We start from the raw sequence: 16534 nt of genomic DNA on the forward strand, positions 1-16534 counted from the left end.
TAAAAATGAAAAATTTAGTAATACTTGGTGTTACAGGTTCTATAGGAAATTCTACGCTTAAGGTGGTTCAAGCCTATCCTGAAAGGTTTAGAATTTTAGGAGCCTCTTGTCGTAGCAAAATTGAGGCCTTAACGAAAATTGCCAGCTCCTTTAAAATTCCTTATTTGGTGGTAGAAGATTTTTCTTCAGCTGAAAAGTTAAAAAAGTCTCTTGATTATAAAGCTGAGGTCTTGGTCGGAGAAGAAGGGCTTAAAACCTTAGTCCAATTAGATGAGGCTCACATAATAGTCATAGGAATTTCTGGGATAAAAGCCCTTTTACCCACCTATTATGCTTTAAAGGCAGGCAAACGAGTAGCCATAGCTAACAAAGAAAGTTTGATCGTAGCTGGGGAGATTTTAAAGGAAGTGGCTAAAGAAGCTAAAGCCGAGCTTTTGCCGGTTGACAGCGAACATTCTTCGATTTTTCAGCTTTTACAGAAAGAAAAAAAAGAACAGGTTAAGAGAATTATCCTTACAGCCTCAGGTGGGCCTTTTTATCGTCTACCTTTAGAGGAGTTTGTTAAAATTACCCCAGAGATGGCGGTGAAACACCCGAACTGGAAGATGGGAGCCAAAATATCGGTAGATTCTGCTACCCTTATGAATAAGGGTTTTGAAGTTCTTGAAGCTAAGGTCCTTTTTGACTTTCCCTTGGAAAAGATAGAGGTACTTATCCATCCTCAAAGTTTAGTTCATGGTTTGGTTGAGTTGATAGACGGAAGTATTTTAATGCACCTTAGCTTTCCTGACATGCAACTGCCTATTTCTTATGCCTTAAACTATCCTGAAAGGATTGAACTTCAGGTACCTAAGGTTCAACTGGAGAAAATTGGCAGTTTAGTTTTTGAGGCTCCTGACCTTGAGAAATTCCCCTGCCTTAAGCTTGCTTATGAAGCAGGACAAAAAGGAGGGGTTTATCCTCTTATCCTTGAGGCAGCTGATGAGGTGGTGGTAGAGGCTTTCTTGCAAAAAAGAATTACCTTTGATAAAATTCCTTATTTTCTTGCAAAAACCCTAGATGGGTTTAAAATACCAGAAAGGCCTTCAGGGGGGGAAGATTTATCTTTTCTTTTAACCTTACATAAAGAAGTTTGTCTTTATACAGAAAAGCTGATAAAAGGGAATAAAACATGCTAACAGTAATTATAGCTTTATTAGTAATCGGTGTACTTATTTTTGTTCATGAGTTAGGTCATTTTATAGCAGCTAAGCTTATGGGGGTCAAAGTAGAGATTTTTTCATTAGGCTTTGGGCCCAAAATTATCGGTTTTAAAGCAGGAGAGACTGAATACAGGGTGTCTGCCTTTCCTTTAGGTGGATACGTTAAACTTTATGGGGAACATCCTGAAACGTTGCCTTCGGTAGTCGAAAAAGACAAAGCTTTTGCCTTTAAAAAGCCTTGGCAAAAAGCGTTTATCGTGGTTGCAGGCCCTTTGGCTAATTTTATCCTCCCTGTCCTTCTATTTTGGTTTCTTTTTTGGGCCTCTGGTTCTTATCTTCTTTCTACCAAAATAGGAGAGGTTTTACCTGGTTCTCCAGCTGAAAAAGCGGGTCTTGCTCCTGGAGATGAAATCATAGAAGTAAACGGCAAAAAGGTCAAGTCTTTTGACCAGCTTATTCTTTATCTAAAAAGTCAAGAAAACGTAAAAGAAGTTTCTCTAAAGATAAAAAGAAACTCTCAAGAGTTAGAGGTAAAAATCATCCCTGAGATGAAAGAAGGATACAACATCTTTGGGAAAAAAACCCAGGTACCCTTTATCGGGGTCAAGTCAACCCAAGAGGTAGTTCATCAAAAGCACGGTTTTGGTGAATCCTTTGTTCTTGCTGTAGAAAAGGTGGTAGACATAACTGTCCTTACCTTTGTAGCTATCTTTAAGCTCTTTACAGGAGAATTGCCTTTTTCTACGTTAGGAGGTCCTATTACCATCGGGAAAATGGCAGGAGATACAGCTAAACTAGGGATTTATCCTCTTATTTCTTTTACTGGGCTTCTTTCGATCAACTTAGGGATTATAAACCTTCTCCCTTTACCTATGCTTGACGGAGGCCATTTAGTCATTTTTGGTATAGAGGCCATCAGAGGAAAACCTTTATCCCTAAAAACCCAAGAGCTTATCCTTAAAATAGGACTTTTTATCATCATTGCTCTAAGTATAGCTGTGTTTTACAACGACATCCTTAAACTTCTTAGCGGATGGAAACTCCCTTAGTTTTAGCTATAGAAACAGCAGGGAAGTCTGGAGGTATAGCCCTTATAAAAGATAAGTTGTTAGGGGCTGTTACCTTAAGATCCTCTCAGTCTTATTCTCAGATAATCTTTCAGTGTTTAACTTTTTTTGAAAAAAACTTAGGATTAGACCTAAAGTCCATAGACTACTATGCCATAGACCTTGGTCCAGGCAGTTTTACTGGACTAAGAGTTGGGCTTTCGGTGCTAAAGGGATTAAGTTTAGCCTTCCCTAAACCTGTGATACCTTTTGTTAGCCTTGAAGTGCTTGCGGTAGAAACCTTTCCAACAAACTTACCTGTGGTATCTCTGATAGATGCCTATAGCCAAGAAGTTTTTTTAGGTGTCTATAGATGGGAGGAAAATAACCTAAAAACAAAGATTTCTCCTGTTTGCGTCTCAGTCAGAAATATACCTGATTTGATAAAAGAACCTACCTGGTTTGTTGGTGAAACCTTAGAAAAATGGGAAACCTATCTGAAAGAGAGGTTAGGTCCTAATTTTTTAAAATGGCCTTTTACGATAGGTCTTACCTTGGAAAATGTGGCCAAACTGGTTTATTTAAAGCTAAAAAATAACGAATTTGAACTAAAATCTGCAGAAGATTTACTTCCTTTGTATTTAAAGGCATCTGAAGCAGAAAGAAAACGAGGCGATAAAAAATGATCCTTTTCTTGTTAAAAAGATTTCTGGTGTTCTTGATAACCCTTTTTGGGATTACTGTCATTAGTTTTTCAGTCATTCATTTAGCCCCAGGAGGCCCTTTAAGTCCTATCACTGATTTCAATCCTAAGATTACCCCAGAATATCGAGAAAGATTGGTCAAAATGTATGGTCTTGACAAACCACTTTATGTTCAATATTGGGAATGGCTAAAAAAAGCCGCCAAGTTTGATTTTGGGCGTTCTTTTTCCCCAGACCAAAGACCAGTATGGGATAAAATCAAAGAAAGACTTCCGGTTACTTTACTTTTAAATCTCCTTTCTTTAATTTTAATCTTTATGATTTCTGTACCGTTAGGGGTTTTGGGGGCTGTAAAAGCTGGAAGTTGGGTTGATCGAATATTAACCATAGTGGTATTTTTGGGTTATGCTATGCCCAGTTTTTGGCTGGCTATCATTCTTATGATGATTTTCGGGGTAAAACTTCAATGGCTTCCTATTTCTGGGCTACATTCCACCTTAGGTTATGAAGAGATGAACTTCTTTGAAAAATTATGGGACTGGACCAAACACCTGATTTGTCCCCTTTTTGTGGCTACCTTCGGAGGGATTGCAGGTATCTCAAGATATGTGAGAAATTCTATGGTAGAAGTACTAAAGGCTGACTATATTCTTTTTGCCAGGGCTAAAGGAATTTCAGAAAAAGAAGTAATCTATAAACATGCCCTAAGAAACGCCCTTTTACCCCTTATTACCATCTTAGGTCTTTCTTTACCTGGGCTGGTAGGAGGGAGTGTTATCTTTGAAACCATTTTTGGTATACCTGGAGTAGGGCAGCTAATGTGGCAAGCGGTGATGGCAAGGGATTACCCTGTTATCATGGCCAACCTTTTCCTGGTAGCTGTGCTTACTTTGATAGGGAACTTTTTAGCAGACATAGGATATGCTCTGGCAGACCCAAGAATAAGGCTTGGAGATAAACATTAATAATGTCTTTAATAAAAGAGTTGTTAAAACATCGTTTAGCAACGGCTTCTTTAATAATCATTTTATTTTTAGCTATTTTGGCTGTTTTTGCTCCTTATATAGCCCCTTATGACCCTTTGGAAATAAACGTAGACAACATACTTCAACCACCTTCCTTAGCCCATCCCTTAGGAACTGACCTTTTAGGAAGAGACGTGTTGAGTCGGATGATCTATGCCTCTCGGATCTCACTTGAGGTAAGCTTGGTGGCAGTAGGATTATCTCTGATGATAGGGGTGGTCTTAGGAGCGATAGCCGGCTACTTTGGAGGGTTGATTGACCTTATTATTTGTAGGTTTATTGACATCATGCTTTGTTTCCCCACCATATTTTTGGTTTTAGCTATGGTAGCTTATTTAGAACCATCTATCGTTACCATTATGGTGGTAATAGGTGCTACCAGCTGGATGGGATTAGCTCGTTTAGTAAGAGCTGAAATTTTATCCTTAAAAGAAAGAGACTTTGTGTTGATAGCTAAAACCTATGGGGCATCATCCTTAAGGATTTTATTTAAACATCTCATACCTAATGCCCTACCACCTATTTTGGTCTCTGCTTCCTTAGGACTTGGACAAGCCATTTTGATAGAATCTGCCCTTTCCTTTCTTGGAATAGGGGTACAGCCTCCCATCCCTTCCTGGGGGAATATGTTGATAGACGGTAAAGAGACCTTAGAAGTAGCCTGGTGGCTTTCCTTTTACCCAGGGATGGCTATTTTGATAACAGTTCTTGCGTTTACCATACTTGGAGAAACTCTACAGGAAATTTTAAATCCTAAAAGGAAAGAAAGATGAAAAGAAAAGAACATAGATGGTGCCGAGGGCGGGACTCGAACCCGCACGGACCGACGTCCACTAGCCCCTCAAGCCAGCGCGTCTACCAATTCCGCCACCTCGGCGTATTGAGTGATAATATATTATCCTTTTTTGGTTTGTCAAGACGGATTAAACCCTTTGTTTAAGTAATTTTTTATATGATTTAAGTTAACCCTTTAACTTTTTGAGACTTACACTTTCGAAAAAGTTTAGGAGGACCTTTTATGGAATTTTTAAAAGATTTTGTGCAATATTTTTTACTTTTTTTTGAAAAAAGTAGTTATTTAGGTGTATTTTTTTTGATGACCCTTGAGTCTACTTTAATTCCTATCCCAAGTGAAATAATCATCCCTCCTGCTGCTTACCTTGCCTATCAGGGTAAACTTTCCCTTTTGGGTGTTATCCTGGCAGGTACGTTAGGCAGTTGGGTTGGAGCTCTTATTAATTATTTTTTAGCCCTTAAGTTTGGCCGTCCGATGTTTTTAAGGTTTGTCAGACGATACGGAAAGTATATACTTCTAACCGAATATTCCTTTCAAAAAATGGAAAAATTCTGGGATCAACACGGGCATATCAGTACCTTTATAGGAAGACTTCTTCCAGGACTTAGACATGTCATTTCTATCCCTGCAGGGTTTGCCAGGATGGGGCTTTTTCTGTTTTCTTTCTATACCCTATTGGGTGCGCTATTATGGTGTAGCTTCCTTGGGTTTTGTGGATATTTTTTTGGAAAAAACGAGGTCCTTCTTAAAACTTACTTAGAACGTGGCTCTATAGGAATAGTAATCTTTTGTGGGGTGATTTTGGGGGTTTATGTCTGGTTTAAACTAAAAAGAAAATAGACTTTTTAATTACTTTGAGCTTGAATAACTTTTACGTCCTTAGAAGGTGAAAAATGGAAAAAGCTGTCTTTAATGGCTTTATTGTATTGTAGGTTGTTAAAAATTATCCTTAAAGTTTCTCCTGAAGCCATGTTTAAAATAACTTCTTTAACCTCTCCAGACTTAGGGTTTACCACCAAAGAAATCCTTCTTACCTTTTGGTCGTTGTTAGCGGGTAAAAAATTTAGCTTCCAAAAATCGTTATCTAAGGTCTGAAAACTTTCAACCTTAAGGTCTGTCTTCACATTTCCCCTTCCAGTCATAAAACCCAGAGCTAATTTAGAGCCAAAGGTTGTACCTGAAGGATACACCAAGGCTTGTTTTTCTTCTGGATAGTAAAAGTATATACTTTTTCCAGAAGATATGATAAAAAGTTTTTGGGGCTTGTAGTATTCCCAACGAAATTTGCCAGGTTTTTTAATCCAGAGTCTACCTGAAGACACCTCCTTATGGCCTTGAGAAATATAGGCTTCCTGGGTAAATTCTGCTTCAAGCGTCTGTATTTTTTGATAAAAATCTTGGATATGGTCTATAACCTCGTCTACAGTTTGGGCCTTAAGACTAAAGGGATTTACGAGGACCAATAACAGGGCGAGGACGAACACCATCGCTTGGGCCAACAATACCTTCCTCCTCCATCCGTTCTACCAACCTTGCAGCTCGGTTGTAACCTATCCTAAGCTTCCTTTGAAGCATCGATACAGAAATTTTACCATACTGATAGGCAATTTTCAAGGCAGCTTCATATAGTTTGTCATCTTCGTAATCGCTTTCCTCTTCAAGAGAAATAGGTTCTTCGTCTTCTATCTCCTCTAAGTTGGCTAAATACTCAGGTTCTCCGATAGATTTAAGGTAATCTACCAAAAGTTTCACCTCTTCTTCTGAAACATAAGGGCCATGGATCCTTTGTAGATAAGATGATCCAGGAGGCATAAAAAGCATATCTCCTGCCCCTAAAAGCCTTTCCGCTCCCTGGGTATCAAGTATAGTTCTTGAGTCTACTTTAGAGGTAACTTGAAAGGAGATCCTGGCAGGGAAGTTAACCTTGATTAACCCAGTAATCACATCAACCGAGGGTCTTTGGGTAGCTACCAAGAGATGTATCCCTGCTGCCCTTGCCATCTGAGCCAGTCTAGTAAGTAAGGTTTCTACCTCTTTAGAAGATACCACCATAAGGTCTGCCAACTCATCGATAATCATCACTAAATAAGGCAGTTTTTCGTCAAACTGTTCGTTATAAGACTCAAGGTTTCTTGCCCCTACCTCCTCAAAAAGGCTATACCGTCTTTCCATCTCTCCTACCAACCATCTTAAAGCCTTAGTAGCCATCTTAGGTTCTAATACCACAGGATGTAATAAATAGGGAATTCCATCGTAAACGGAAAGTTCGATCCTTTTAGGATCAATCATCAAAAATCTTACCTCTTCCGGGGTGGCTTTATAGATAAGGCTTAAAATTACGCTGTGTAAAAAGATGCTTTTTCCAGAACCGGTGCTTCCGGCTATCAAAAGATGAGGCATCTTTTTAAGGTCAGCTACCACAGGAGCTCCTGAAATGTCCTTACCTAAGGCGATGGTAAGAGGAGACTTAGAACGGATAAAAGCTTCGCTCTGTAAAATATCCTTAAGATATACCCACTCTCTTTTAGGGTTTGAAATTTCGATACCTATCACACTTTTACCTGGGATAGGGGCAACGATCCTTACACTTTTAGCAGAAAGCCCCAACGCTAAGTCATCTACCAAGCTCTGGATTTTACTGATTTTAATACCTGGAGCTGGTCTAAACTCAAATACAGTAATCACAGGGCCTGGAGAAATACCTACTACCTCACCTTCTATACCAAACTCTTTAAGTTTTGAGATCAAAACCAAAGCACGTTCTTTTAACTCCTCAGGCCTTATCCGGTAAGAAGAAAGGGGAGGATCTTTAAGTAAATCTACCGGAGGAGGTAATGTTTTTTCAAATTCCTTTATCTGTGGTTCTTCCTGAGCCCCCTTTTTAGAAATCTTCTCTTTAGTATTATTTTTTGAGTTTAAAGGTTTAATTTCAAAAGACAGAGGTTCCTCAACCGGTTGAGAAGATATCTTGGTTGAGGAAATCTTTTCAAATTTTCCTTCAAGTTTTTCTTCTGTTTTTTTTATGTCTTTTTTATAGCTAAATTTGGTTAAGATAGATTTGAAAGTTTTTGGATTAAAGCCTAATCCTACCAAAAAAGAAACAAAAAGAAAGACAAACATTATCATCAAAAAAACAAAATCTCCTACCAAAAGTCTAAAATAACCATTTAATTCCCCTATAAAACCTCCGTTTAAAGGAAAACGTCCAAAAAGTAAAAGATTTTTAGTTTCTAAAAGATTAAAAGTATAGCCTACTAACATGCAAAGAGATAAAATCAGAAAAGAAAAACTAAAACCTAACCTTTTGATAGACCCTCCCATTAGTTTTAAGAAAAAGCCTAAAATAAAAAAGACAGGAATTAAAAGACTTACTATACCAAAAACAAAATAAAAGAAAGAAGCCGTATAAGCCCCTAAAAGTCCACCCAAATTGTTAATTTCAGTTGCTCCAGAAACACCTATTCCTGGGTCATAAGGATTATAAGAATAGATGGAAACTAACAGAAAAATAGAAAAAATAAAAAATAAAAAATAACTGAAAAAGACTCGTTTATAGGCCAACTTTCTACAATTTGGGTAATTTTTAATTAAAAATTTAAACCCGTTTTTATTAAAGTGAAACTTGACAAATTTTTATTAAAAATTATAACATAACTTCTGATAAAAACACTATCACATTTAGTTTTAGAACGTTAAGTTTTAGAATGTTATGAAATATCGCCTTGCTGGATATATCGTTCACAATTTTTTATCTTCCAAATCCAAGTTCATATTATTTTTTATAGGATTATCTATATTTTTAGCCCTTTTAGTAGGTTGGATTTCAGCCCGTTGCACCTACCATCAGGTTTTAGAAGTAGCTACCTTGCATGTAAAGAAAGACCTAAATATGTTTGAAGTTTTATTAAACCTAAAATATCCTGGAGAATGGCAGATATTAAACGGTAGGTTGTATAAAGGGAAGGTTTTGATCAACGACAACTTTGAGATAGTAGACTTTTTTGAAAAAGCAACAGGAAACACCGCTACTGTGTTTTTAGGCGATACAAGGGTTACTACTACCATAAGAAATGAATTAGGCACCCGTATCATAGGAACTAAGGTAAGCCCTCCTGTTGCACAAAGGGTTTTACAACAGGGAAAAGAGTATTATGGTATCGCAGACATATTAGGAGAAAAATACATCACTGCCTACAAACCTATAAAAGATCCCTCTGGTAAAATTATCGGGATTCTCTATACCGGTATCTCACTTAAAAAGTTTACCCCTATTCAACAAAAATTCTATCAAAATATAATTATTCCTTATATAGGCTTGGTACTTCTGTTTATCTTGAATGGATTTTTAATCTTTTTCTGGGCTCGGGCTGTTAATCTTTCTATCATAGACCCTCTTACTAAAGTTTACAACAGAAGATATATAATTCACAAGATTAAACAAGAAGCTTTGAAAAAACAAACTCAAAAGGATTATGAATTTTCTGCACTCTTGATAGATGTTGATGATTTCAAAAAGGTAAATGACACCTACGGACACGCTGAAGGAGATAGGGTTTTAAAAGAAATAACTGAAATAATAAAGCAAAGAATAAGAAATCAGGATATCCTTGGGAGATGGGGAGGAGAAGAATTTATCCTTGTTTGTCCAGAGACGCCTTTAGAAAAAGCACAAATATTAGCTGATCATCTAAGAAAGTTAATCGAAAAACATAACTTTGGTGAAAAAAAACTTAAGATTACCGCTTCCTTTGGGGTTACTTCTTGGAAAGACGAAGACACCTTAGATAGCTTTTTAAACAGACTTGATAAAGCCTTATATCAGGGTAAAATCAAAGGTAAAAACTGTGTGGTGATCTTTTAGTTCTATAAAAGTTCCTTTTACAGCACCTGATTAGAGGGTTTTAAAATGCATGCATACAAAGTCTTGTGGATAGATGTAACTCAAAAAACTTGGAAAGTCAAAAATTATCCGATCCCACCTTACTTAGGTCCTGTAGATATAGGAATACGAATACACTTAGAAGAAGTAGAAAGCTTTAAGGAAGAGGTTTTTTCAGGAACTAACGTACTCTTTTTAGGAACCGGACCTTTTGCTGGAGGGAAAATTTTTGGTACACACAGGTTGGTAGCGGTATTTAGAAGTCCAGAAAGTCTTGGCTTACATGTATCAGAAATGGGTGGGGTAGGCTATAAGTTTGTAAGGTCTGGGGTTAATGGATTTGCCATTTTTGGTAAAAGTCCTGAACCAGTCGTTATTTTTGTAGAAGGAAGCTCTGAAGGGATAAACCTAAGGTTTGAAACGATAGGGAAAGAAAAACTCAAAGAAATTTACCACAACTACCACGGATATAAAGGAACTTATGCCCTCACCAAATATCTTTTAGATAATTACTCAGACTTTTTTATTAAAAACAAAGCAAGGGCTGTAGTGGTAGGGGAAGGAGCTTTTTCTACTAAGTTTGGGTCTTTGGTATCGATAGACATAAACCCTGAAAAAAAAGAGCTTATCCAAGGGAGTGAAGATTTTGCAGGAAGGGCAGGCCCAGGGTCAGTTTTAGCTCAAGCCCATGGGGTGGTTGGGCTGGTGGTAGGTGGAGAGGCCAGTCCCCAGGTTCCTGAGGTTTTCTCAGATGTTAAAAGATTTGCCAAGTTTTTTCAAGAAGTTACTTCCAGAGATTATACTTCAGCAGTAAATTCAGCTACCTTAAAATATAGATTTGACCCTAAAATAGGAGCAGGAGGCACCTTTGGGTCTAACTATCCTTATTACAAAGAATGGTTGCCTACTTTCTGCTTTAACAGCATCTATCTTAAAAGGGAGTTTCGAAAAAAATTAGCTGACCTTATCCTTTCTTATTATTGGAAACCCTTTAAAGAGCTTACCTTTGAACAAGCGAAAACCTGGAAAACCTGTGGAGAGCCCTGTCCGGTGGCGTGTAAAAAAGTTTGGAAGGGTAAAAAGGTAGACTACGAACCTTTTCAAGGGATTGGGCCTTTAATAGGGGTTTTTAACTTAGACTTAGCCTCAAAGATCGTAGACCTGATAGACCAGAAAGGGCTTGATGCTATAGGAACAGGCCATGTGGTAATGTTTTTACTTGAAGCTGTACAAAAAGAACTTTTAACCTGCGAAGAGTTAGGAATTTCAGAGCCTCCCTGTTTGGATCCCTTTAAACTAAATCCTAAGGCCTGGGAAGTTAATGGGAAATTAGCTATCGAGATTATAGAAGGATTAGTTAGTAAGAAAAACAAAATCTTATCGCTTATCGCAGAAAAAGGTCTAAGACAGGCGATTAACTACTTAGAAAATCTCTATGAAGACAGAATTACCTCTGTAGGTCTTTCTTTTAGGGATTTAGCTCTTTATCAACCTTACGGAGAAGGTGGTTATATGACCCCTAATTTTTATTGGACCAAAGGATTTCTTATTCCTATTTTTGTAACAGGGAAGTACTGGACAGATTACTGTTTAGCCTTCACTTCTCCAGAAGAGTTTGCTAAACAGGTCTATCAAAGAGCTATCAAAGAACTTAGTCTTTCCAACGCAGCTTTTTGCCGTTTCCACAGAGGTTGGGCCGAAAACCTCATTCCATCTCTTTACCAACAATTAGGAATATCTGAATATGAAGAAAAAATAAAAGAGGTTTACCGGAACATAGGAATTTATAACCTTAAGGCTAAAGCCTTACCACAACCATTAGAAAGTGAAAAAGCCATAGACATCTTCTGTACCTTAGCAGAAGAGTTAAGCCTTTCTAAATGGTACACTAAGTTTACTAAAAATAAAAAAAGAGCGTACTTAGAATGGTTTGAAAGGTTTTATCTTACCTATCTTTCTTTAGTAGGCATTTCATAAAAACGTCAAAAAAGCAAGAAATCAAAAGAATTTTATCAAAAAATTTTTGTCAAATTTAAATTATTTAATCTATTATAAAAAAAAATCTGAAAAACTAAAGTTGACTTTTTTCGCAAAAAACTATAATCTTTTTTAATTAAAGATAATACAAAGAGGAGGTATGCGTATGTTTAACCTCAAAGACCTTAGTAGAAGAGATTTTTTAAAGATATGTACCATAGTTACTGCTACGATGGGGCTTCCTGTTTCTATGGTAGAAAAAGTAGAAGCAGCCCTGAAAAAGGGTCCTAAACCTACGGTAGTATGGTTGCACTTTATGGAGTGTACCGGATGTACCGAATCGCTTCTCAGGTCTTCACATCCACCTTTAGGAAGGTTTTTGCTTGAAATGGTTAACCTTGAGTATCATGAGACCTTGATGCCAGCTGCTGGTAAACAGGCAGAAGAGGTGCTTCATGAAACCATCAAAACCTACAAAGGAGAATACATCTGTGTGGTAGAAGGAGCTGTTTCAACCAAAGACGGTGGTATTTACTGTAAGGTTGGTGGAAGACCTGCAATAGAAATTTTAAAAGAAGTGGCAAAGGATGCTAAGCTGGTTATCAACATGGGTACCTGTGCTGCCTTTGGAGGAGTACAAGCAGCTAAACCCAATCCTACAGGTGCAGTAGGTGTGCCTCAGGTTATCGGAAATGAAAAGGTGATCAACATCCCTGGTTGTCCTCCTAACCCCTACAATTTCTTTGCTACCATCAGTTATATCCTTACTTTTGGGAAACTTCCTGAATTAGACAAACTTAGAAGGCCAAAATTTGCTTATGGTAGGCTTATCCATGACCACTGCGAAAGAAGGCCCCACTTTGATGAAGGTCGTTTTGCTGAAGCCTTTGGTGACGAAGGACACAAACAGGGTTATTGTCTCTACAAAGTAGGATGCAGAGGGCCTATTACCTATGCTAACTGTGGTGTGATCAAATTCTGTGATGTGGGTGCCTGGCCAGTAGGAGCTGGTCATGGATGTATGGGATGTGTTGAACCAGACTTTTGGGATGAAATGTCTCCATTCTACAAACCTATTATGGAATAATAACAAAAATTATAAAAAAGATTACAAAGGAGGTTAACGTATGGCTAAAAGAATTACCATAGACCCCATAACCAGGATAGAGGGACATTTAAGGATAGATGTAGAGGTGGATGGAGGTAAGGTAGTAAATGCTTGGTCTTCTGGGCAGATGTGGAGAGGTATTGAAATCATCCTCAAAGGAAGAGACCCAAGGGACGCCTGGGCCTTTACTCAGAGGTTCTGTGGTGTGTGTACAACCGTTCATGCTATGGCCTCTGTTAGGTCAGTAGAAAACGCCTTAGGAATGGAAATTCCTTTAAATGCTCAGTATGTAAGAAACATCATCCTTTGTGCCCATGCTTTGCATGACCACATGGTCCATTTTTACCATCTATCAGCCCTTGACTGGGTAGATATAGTATCTGCTTTAAAAGCAGACCCCAAAAAAACTGCTGAGCTTGCTCAGAGCATTTCTTCTTGGGAAGGAAACTCTGTTACTTATTTTAAAAAGGTAAAAGAGACCCTTCAAAAATTTGTAGAAAAGGGACAAATTGGACCTTTTACCAACGGATACTGGGGACATCCACAGATGAAACTTTCTCCTGAGGTAAACTTACTTGCTGTAGCTCATTACTTAACTGCCTTAGACTATCAGTTTGACGCTAACAAAGTGGTTGCTATCTTTGGAGGTAAAACCCCTCATATCCAAACGTTGGTAGTAGGTGGAGTAGCTTTAGCCATCAATCCTGACAACTTAGCTACCCTTAACGCTGAAAGGCTAGATTACGCCCGTGAATTACTCATGAAAGTAAAACATTTTATCCAAGAGGTTTATCTTAACGACGTGATTGCTGTAGGATGTCTATACAAAGACTGGTTTAAGATCGGAAGAGGAGTAGATAACTACTTAGCGGTACCAGACCTTCCTCTTGACACCAAAGGAACGGTATTTGACCTTCCTGGTGGAACCATCTTTAACGGAGACTTGTCTACTTATACCCCGATCAAAAGCTTTAACGATCCTTATTTTAGAGACAACGTTACCGAAAGTGTAGCTCATTCCTGGTACAAAGATACTGGACCAAGACATCCCTGGCAGGGCGAAACCGTTCCTAATTATACTGACTTCAATCCTAACGGAAAATACAGTTGGTCTAAGGCTCCTCGTTTTAAGGGTGAACCTATGCAGGTTGGACCATTGGCTCAAGTATTGGTGGGTATCGCTACCAAACATGAATTAACGATGAAGTGGGTCAACTATGCGGTAGAAAAAGCTAAAGCTTTAGGTGTCAACTTGACGGTGGATGACCTTCACTCCACGATGGGAAGACATTTAGCCAGAGCCATCAGAGCAGCCATGCTTGCTGACCTTGCCCTCAAACATCTAAACCTTCTTGAGAAAAACATCGCTAAAGGTGACTATGCTATCTGGAATAAAGTTGAATTTCCTGCCAAAGAGATTAAGGGTGTTGGTTTTCATGAAGCCCCAAGAGGAACGCTTTCTCACTGGGTGGTTATAGAAAAAGGTAAAATCAAAAACTATCAAGCAGTTGTTCCATCTACCTGGAACATGAGCCCAAGATGTGAAAAAGGAAAACGTGGTCCTTATGAAGAGAGCTTGATCAATAACCCCGTGGTTGACCCTGAAAAACCACTTGAGGTGTTAAGAACCATCCATTCCTTTGACCCATGCATAGCCTGTGCTGTCCATCTATTAGATGCCAAAGGTAAGGAAATCAAAAGAGTAAAAGTACTCTAAGTTTTCAATTTTTAACCAATAAAAAAGGGAGCCTTTAAAGGCTCCCTTTTTTTATTTCTTGGATTACAAAAAGGAATTTTTACAATATTTTTGAGTTTTAACTAAACTGTTTTCTGTATTTAAAATAGGCTAAACAGGCCCCTTCAGAGGATACCATACAAGGACCTATAGGATTTTGAGGAGTACAGGCTTTACCAAAAAGTTTACAGTCAGTAGGCTTGTTAAGCCCTTTTATAACCCTTCCACACAAGCACTGAGGATGTTCTTTAGAAGAAGGAAGAGATAGATTAAAAAACTTTTCTCCGTCTAAGGATTCATACTTAGGTGCTATGGCATAAGCGCTGTTTGGTATCTCACCTAAACCTCTCCAAGGGAAAGAATCCCTTATCACAAAAACCTCTTTTAAAAGTTCTTGAGCCTTTAAGTTGCCCTGTTTATCCACCGTACGGGTATACTGGATTTCTACCTCACATCTTCCTTCCTTTTTCTGTTTTACTATAAGATAAACCGCCTGCAACAGGTCTAAAGGCTCAAAACCTGAGACTACGATCGGAGTTCCGTATCTTTGCACTATCGGTTCATAGACTTTTGTCCCTGTGATGGTGCTTACATGACCTGGGCCTATAAAAGCCTCTATAAAAGGTTTTTCCTCACTTTTTAAGAGATAATCAAGGACTTCTATGGCTAAAATATGGTTTGAGACCACCCAAAGGTTTGCGATACCTAATTGATGGGCTTGTTTGATAAGAACTGCGGTATGAGGTGCGGTGGTTTCAAACCCTATGGCAAAAAACACTACTTTTTTATTAGGAAACTCTTGAGCTATTTTTATGGCTTCCAGACATGAAGAAAGGGGACGCACTTCATAGCCTTCAGCCCTTAAGGTTAAAAGACTAATCTTGTTAGAACCAGGAACTCTCATCAAGTCTCCATAGGTACAGAGGATAACATCAGGTAATTTGGCAAGTTCAATGGCTAAATCTACCCTTTCTAAAGCAGTTACACATACCGGGCAACCTGGTCCATGTAAAAAATTGATATAACCTTTAAGGAGCTCATCTAAGCCGTTTTTCAAGATAACATGGGTATGCCCCCCGCAGAACTCCATAATGTTTACGGGGTTACCTAAACTCTCTACCTCTCTTTTAATGAGGTCCGCTAAAACTTTTACCCTTTGAGGGTCTTTAAAGCTATTCCACGTTTGGTTGAGTGAGCCTGAGTATTTCATCCCAGTACCTCAAACTTTCTTGAGCTTCTTCTTCACTAAGTTTTTTAATGGCAAAACCTACATGCACCAACACCCAATCCCCTTCTTTTACCTTTTCAGGAAGAAGATGAAGGGCTACCTCAGTTTTTACTCCTTGAACCTCAGCAACGGCTGTCCATTCGTCTTTTACTTCTACTATTTTATAAGGATAGGCCAAACACATCTTTTAACTCCTTTTTTGATTTTTGTATACATACAAAATCCTTTGTATGGCAGTTAAATGTGTAAAAACTGAAATTACCACCAAAAACACCGTAATTAGATCAAAAATAAGGGCTATAATCAAAAAGGTGATCCTTTCAAACCTGGTAAACATTCCGATTTTACATTCAAACCCTACCCCTTCTGCCCTTGCTCGGGCATAGCTTACCATCAAAGACCCTGTAATCCCTAAAAAACTTAGAAGAGCCTGATAAGGCTGATTATACGCAATAAAATAATAACAAAGGCTCAAAAATATAAATATTTCTCCATAACGATCTAAAGTTGAGTCTAAAAAAGCCCCAAAAGGTGAGACTTTGTTGGTAAACCTGGCTAAAGCACCATCTAAGGCATCAAGAGGAGCAAAAAGAAGTAGCAGAATACCAGCTACCACAAACTCTCCATAGGCTATAAAAAAGGAACTTAAAACAAACCCCAAAAAACAAAGGATGGTGATAGCATTGGGGTGGACGTTAAGACCAGAGAGTACTTTTACCAAAGGAAGCAATATTGGTTGAGCTAAATTTCTGGCAGTCTCGCTTAAGTTTATCTTTGACATGTTAAAACCTTGTTAACTTTTAGTTCTTATATTATTTCACATTCTCGTAAATC

The 16534-nt window shown here is 38.2% G+C and carries 15 protein-coding genes and 1 tRNA gene; 10 read left to right on the forward strand and 6 right to left on the reverse strand.

What is annotated here, in order from left to right:
• The first annotated feature begins 5 nt into the window (after window positions 1-5).
• The 5 genes from dxr to PWP26_RS04170 are packed head-to-tail and all read left to right on the forward strand — an operon-like array spanning window position 6 to window position 4750.
• Window positions 6-1178, forward strand: a complete 1173-nt coding sequence (dxr, locus tag PWP26_RS04150) for a 1-deoxy-D-xylulose-5-phosphate reductoisomerase (RefSeq protein ID WP_038060699.1) — start codon at window positions 6-8, stop codon at window positions 1176-1178.
• Window positions 1172-2251 (forward strand): RIP metalloprotease RseP, encoded by a 1080-nt coding sequence (rseP, locus tag PWP26_RS04155; protein WP_287568705.1) that lies wholly within the window; start codon window positions 1172-1174, stop codon window positions 2249-2251. Before dxr ends, rseP begins: the two co-directional genes overlap by 7 nt.
• Window positions 2236-2934 carry a tRNA (adenosine(37)-N6)-threonylcarbamoyltransferase complex dimerization subunit type 1 TsaB gene (tsaB, locus tag PWP26_RS04160; protein ID WP_038060705.1) on the forward strand — a complete coding sequence of 233 codons (699 nt, stop codon included), beginning with the start codon at window positions 2236-2238 and terminating at the stop codon, window positions 2932-2934. Before rseP ends, tsaB begins: the two co-directional genes overlap by 16 nt.
• On the forward strand, window positions 2931-3917 hold the full coding sequence (locus PWP26_RS04165) for an ABC transporter permease (protein WP_038060708.1): 987 nt from the start codon (window positions 2931-2933) through the stop codon (window positions 3915-3917). Before tsaB ends, PWP26_RS04165 begins: the two co-directional genes overlap by 4 nt.
• A 2-nt stretch (window positions 3918-3919) precedes the next feature.
• Window positions 3920-4750, forward strand: coding sequence for an ABC transporter permease (locus PWP26_RS04170; protein ID WP_287568706.1), 831 nt, complete (start codon window positions 3920-3922; stop codon window positions 4748-4750).
• A 17-nt stretch (window positions 4751-4767) separates the two neighbouring features.
• Here PWP26_RS04170 and PWP26_RS04175 read toward each other — a convergent pair.
• A tRNA-Leu gene (locus PWP26_RS04175) sits at window positions 4768-4854 on the reverse strand.
• Between the two features lie 141 nt (window positions 4855-4995).
• On the opposite strand from PWP26_RS04175, the gene PWP26_RS04180 reads away from it, so the two are divergent.
• The gene (locus PWP26_RS04180) at window positions 4996-5613 is read left to right on the forward strand and encodes a DedA family protein (RefSeq protein WP_301399013.1); all 618 of its coding nucleotides are present in this window, start codon (window positions 4996-4998) and stop codon (window positions 5611-5613) included.
• A gap of 5 nt (window positions 5614-5618) precedes the next feature.
• Here PWP26_RS04180 and lolA read toward each other — a convergent pair whose 3' ends face one another.
• Together lolA and PWP26_RS04190 are read right to left on the reverse strand one after the other, a co-directional pair.
• The gene (gene lolA, locus PWP26_RS04185) at window positions 5619-6275 is read right to left on the reverse strand and encodes an outer membrane lipoprotein chaperone LolA (protein ID WP_301399014.1); all 657 of its coding nucleotides are present in this window, start codon (window positions 6273-6275) and stop codon (window positions 5619-5621) included.
• Complete coding sequence (locus tag PWP26_RS04190) at window positions 6214-8334, reverse strand: DNA translocase FtsK 4TM domain-containing protein (protein ID WP_038060717.1); 2121 nt, start codon at window positions 8332-8334, stop codon at window positions 6214-6216. Before PWP26_RS04190 ends, lolA begins: the two co-directional genes overlap by 62 nt.
• A gap of 148 nt (window positions 8335-8482) precedes the next feature.
• On the opposite strand from PWP26_RS04190, the gene PWP26_RS04195 reads away from it, so the two are divergent.
• The 4 genes from PWP26_RS04195 to PWP26_RS04210 all read left to right on the forward strand — a co-directional run bounded on the left by PWP26_RS04195 (window position 8483) and on the right by PWP26_RS04210 (window position 14454).
• Window positions 8483-9634, forward strand: coding sequence for a diguanylate cyclase (locus PWP26_RS04195; RefSeq protein WP_051754509.1), 1152 nt, complete (start codon window positions 8483-8485; stop codon window positions 9632-9634).
• A 45-nt stretch (window positions 9635-9679) separates the two neighbouring features.
• The gene (locus PWP26_RS04200) at window positions 9680-11629 is read left to right on the forward strand and encodes an aldehyde ferredoxin oxidoreductase N-terminal domain-containing protein (RefSeq protein WP_301399015.1); all 1950 of its coding nucleotides are present in this window, start codon (window positions 9680-9682) and stop codon (window positions 11627-11629) included.
• Between the two features lie 166 nt (window positions 11630-11795).
• Complete coding sequence (locus PWP26_RS04205) at window positions 11796-12716, forward strand: hydrogenase small subunit (protein ID WP_273011559.1); 921 nt, start codon at window positions 11796-11798, stop codon at window positions 12714-12716.
• Window positions 12717-12756: 40 nt separating this feature from the next.
• Window positions 12757-14454 carry a nickel-dependent hydrogenase large subunit gene (locus PWP26_RS04210; protein ID WP_301399016.1) on the forward strand — a complete coding sequence of 566 codons (1698 nt, stop codon included), beginning with the start codon at window positions 12757-12759 and terminating at the stop codon, window positions 14452-14454.
• Between the two features lie 97 nt (window positions 14455-14551).
• Here the strand turns inward: PWP26_RS04210 and hypD are convergent, their stop codons facing one another.
• The 3 genes from hypD to PWP26_RS04225 are packed head-to-tail and all read right to left on the reverse strand — an operon-like array spanning window position 14552 to window position 16481.
• A complete protein-coding gene (gene hypD, locus PWP26_RS04215; protein WP_273011564.1) occupies window positions 14552-15682 on the reverse strand; it encodes a hydrogenase formation protein HypD in 1131 nt (376 codons plus the stop codon).
• Window positions 15645-15884 (reverse strand): HypC/HybG/HupF family hydrogenase formation chaperone, encoded by a 240-nt coding sequence (locus PWP26_RS04220; protein WP_038060732.1) that lies wholly within the window; start codon window positions 15882-15884, stop codon window positions 15645-15647. The genes hypD and PWP26_RS04220 overlap by 38 nt, the downstream gene beginning before the upstream one ends.
• Window positions 15885-15887: 3 nt before the next feature.
• On the reverse strand, window positions 15888-16481 hold the full coding sequence (locus tag PWP26_RS04225) for a CDP-alcohol phosphatidyltransferase family protein (protein ID WP_038060736.1): 594 nt from the start codon (window positions 16479-16481) through the stop codon (window positions 15888-15890).
• Between the last annotated feature and the right edge of the window lie 53 nt (window positions 16482-16534).

The sequence above is a fragment of the Thermodesulfobacterium sp. genome (genome assembly GCF_030445475.1).
Classification (GTDB): Bacteria; Desulfobacterota; Thermodesulfobacteria; order Thermodesulfobacteriales; family Thermodesulfobacteriaceae; genus Thermodesulfobacterium; species Thermodesulfobacterium commune.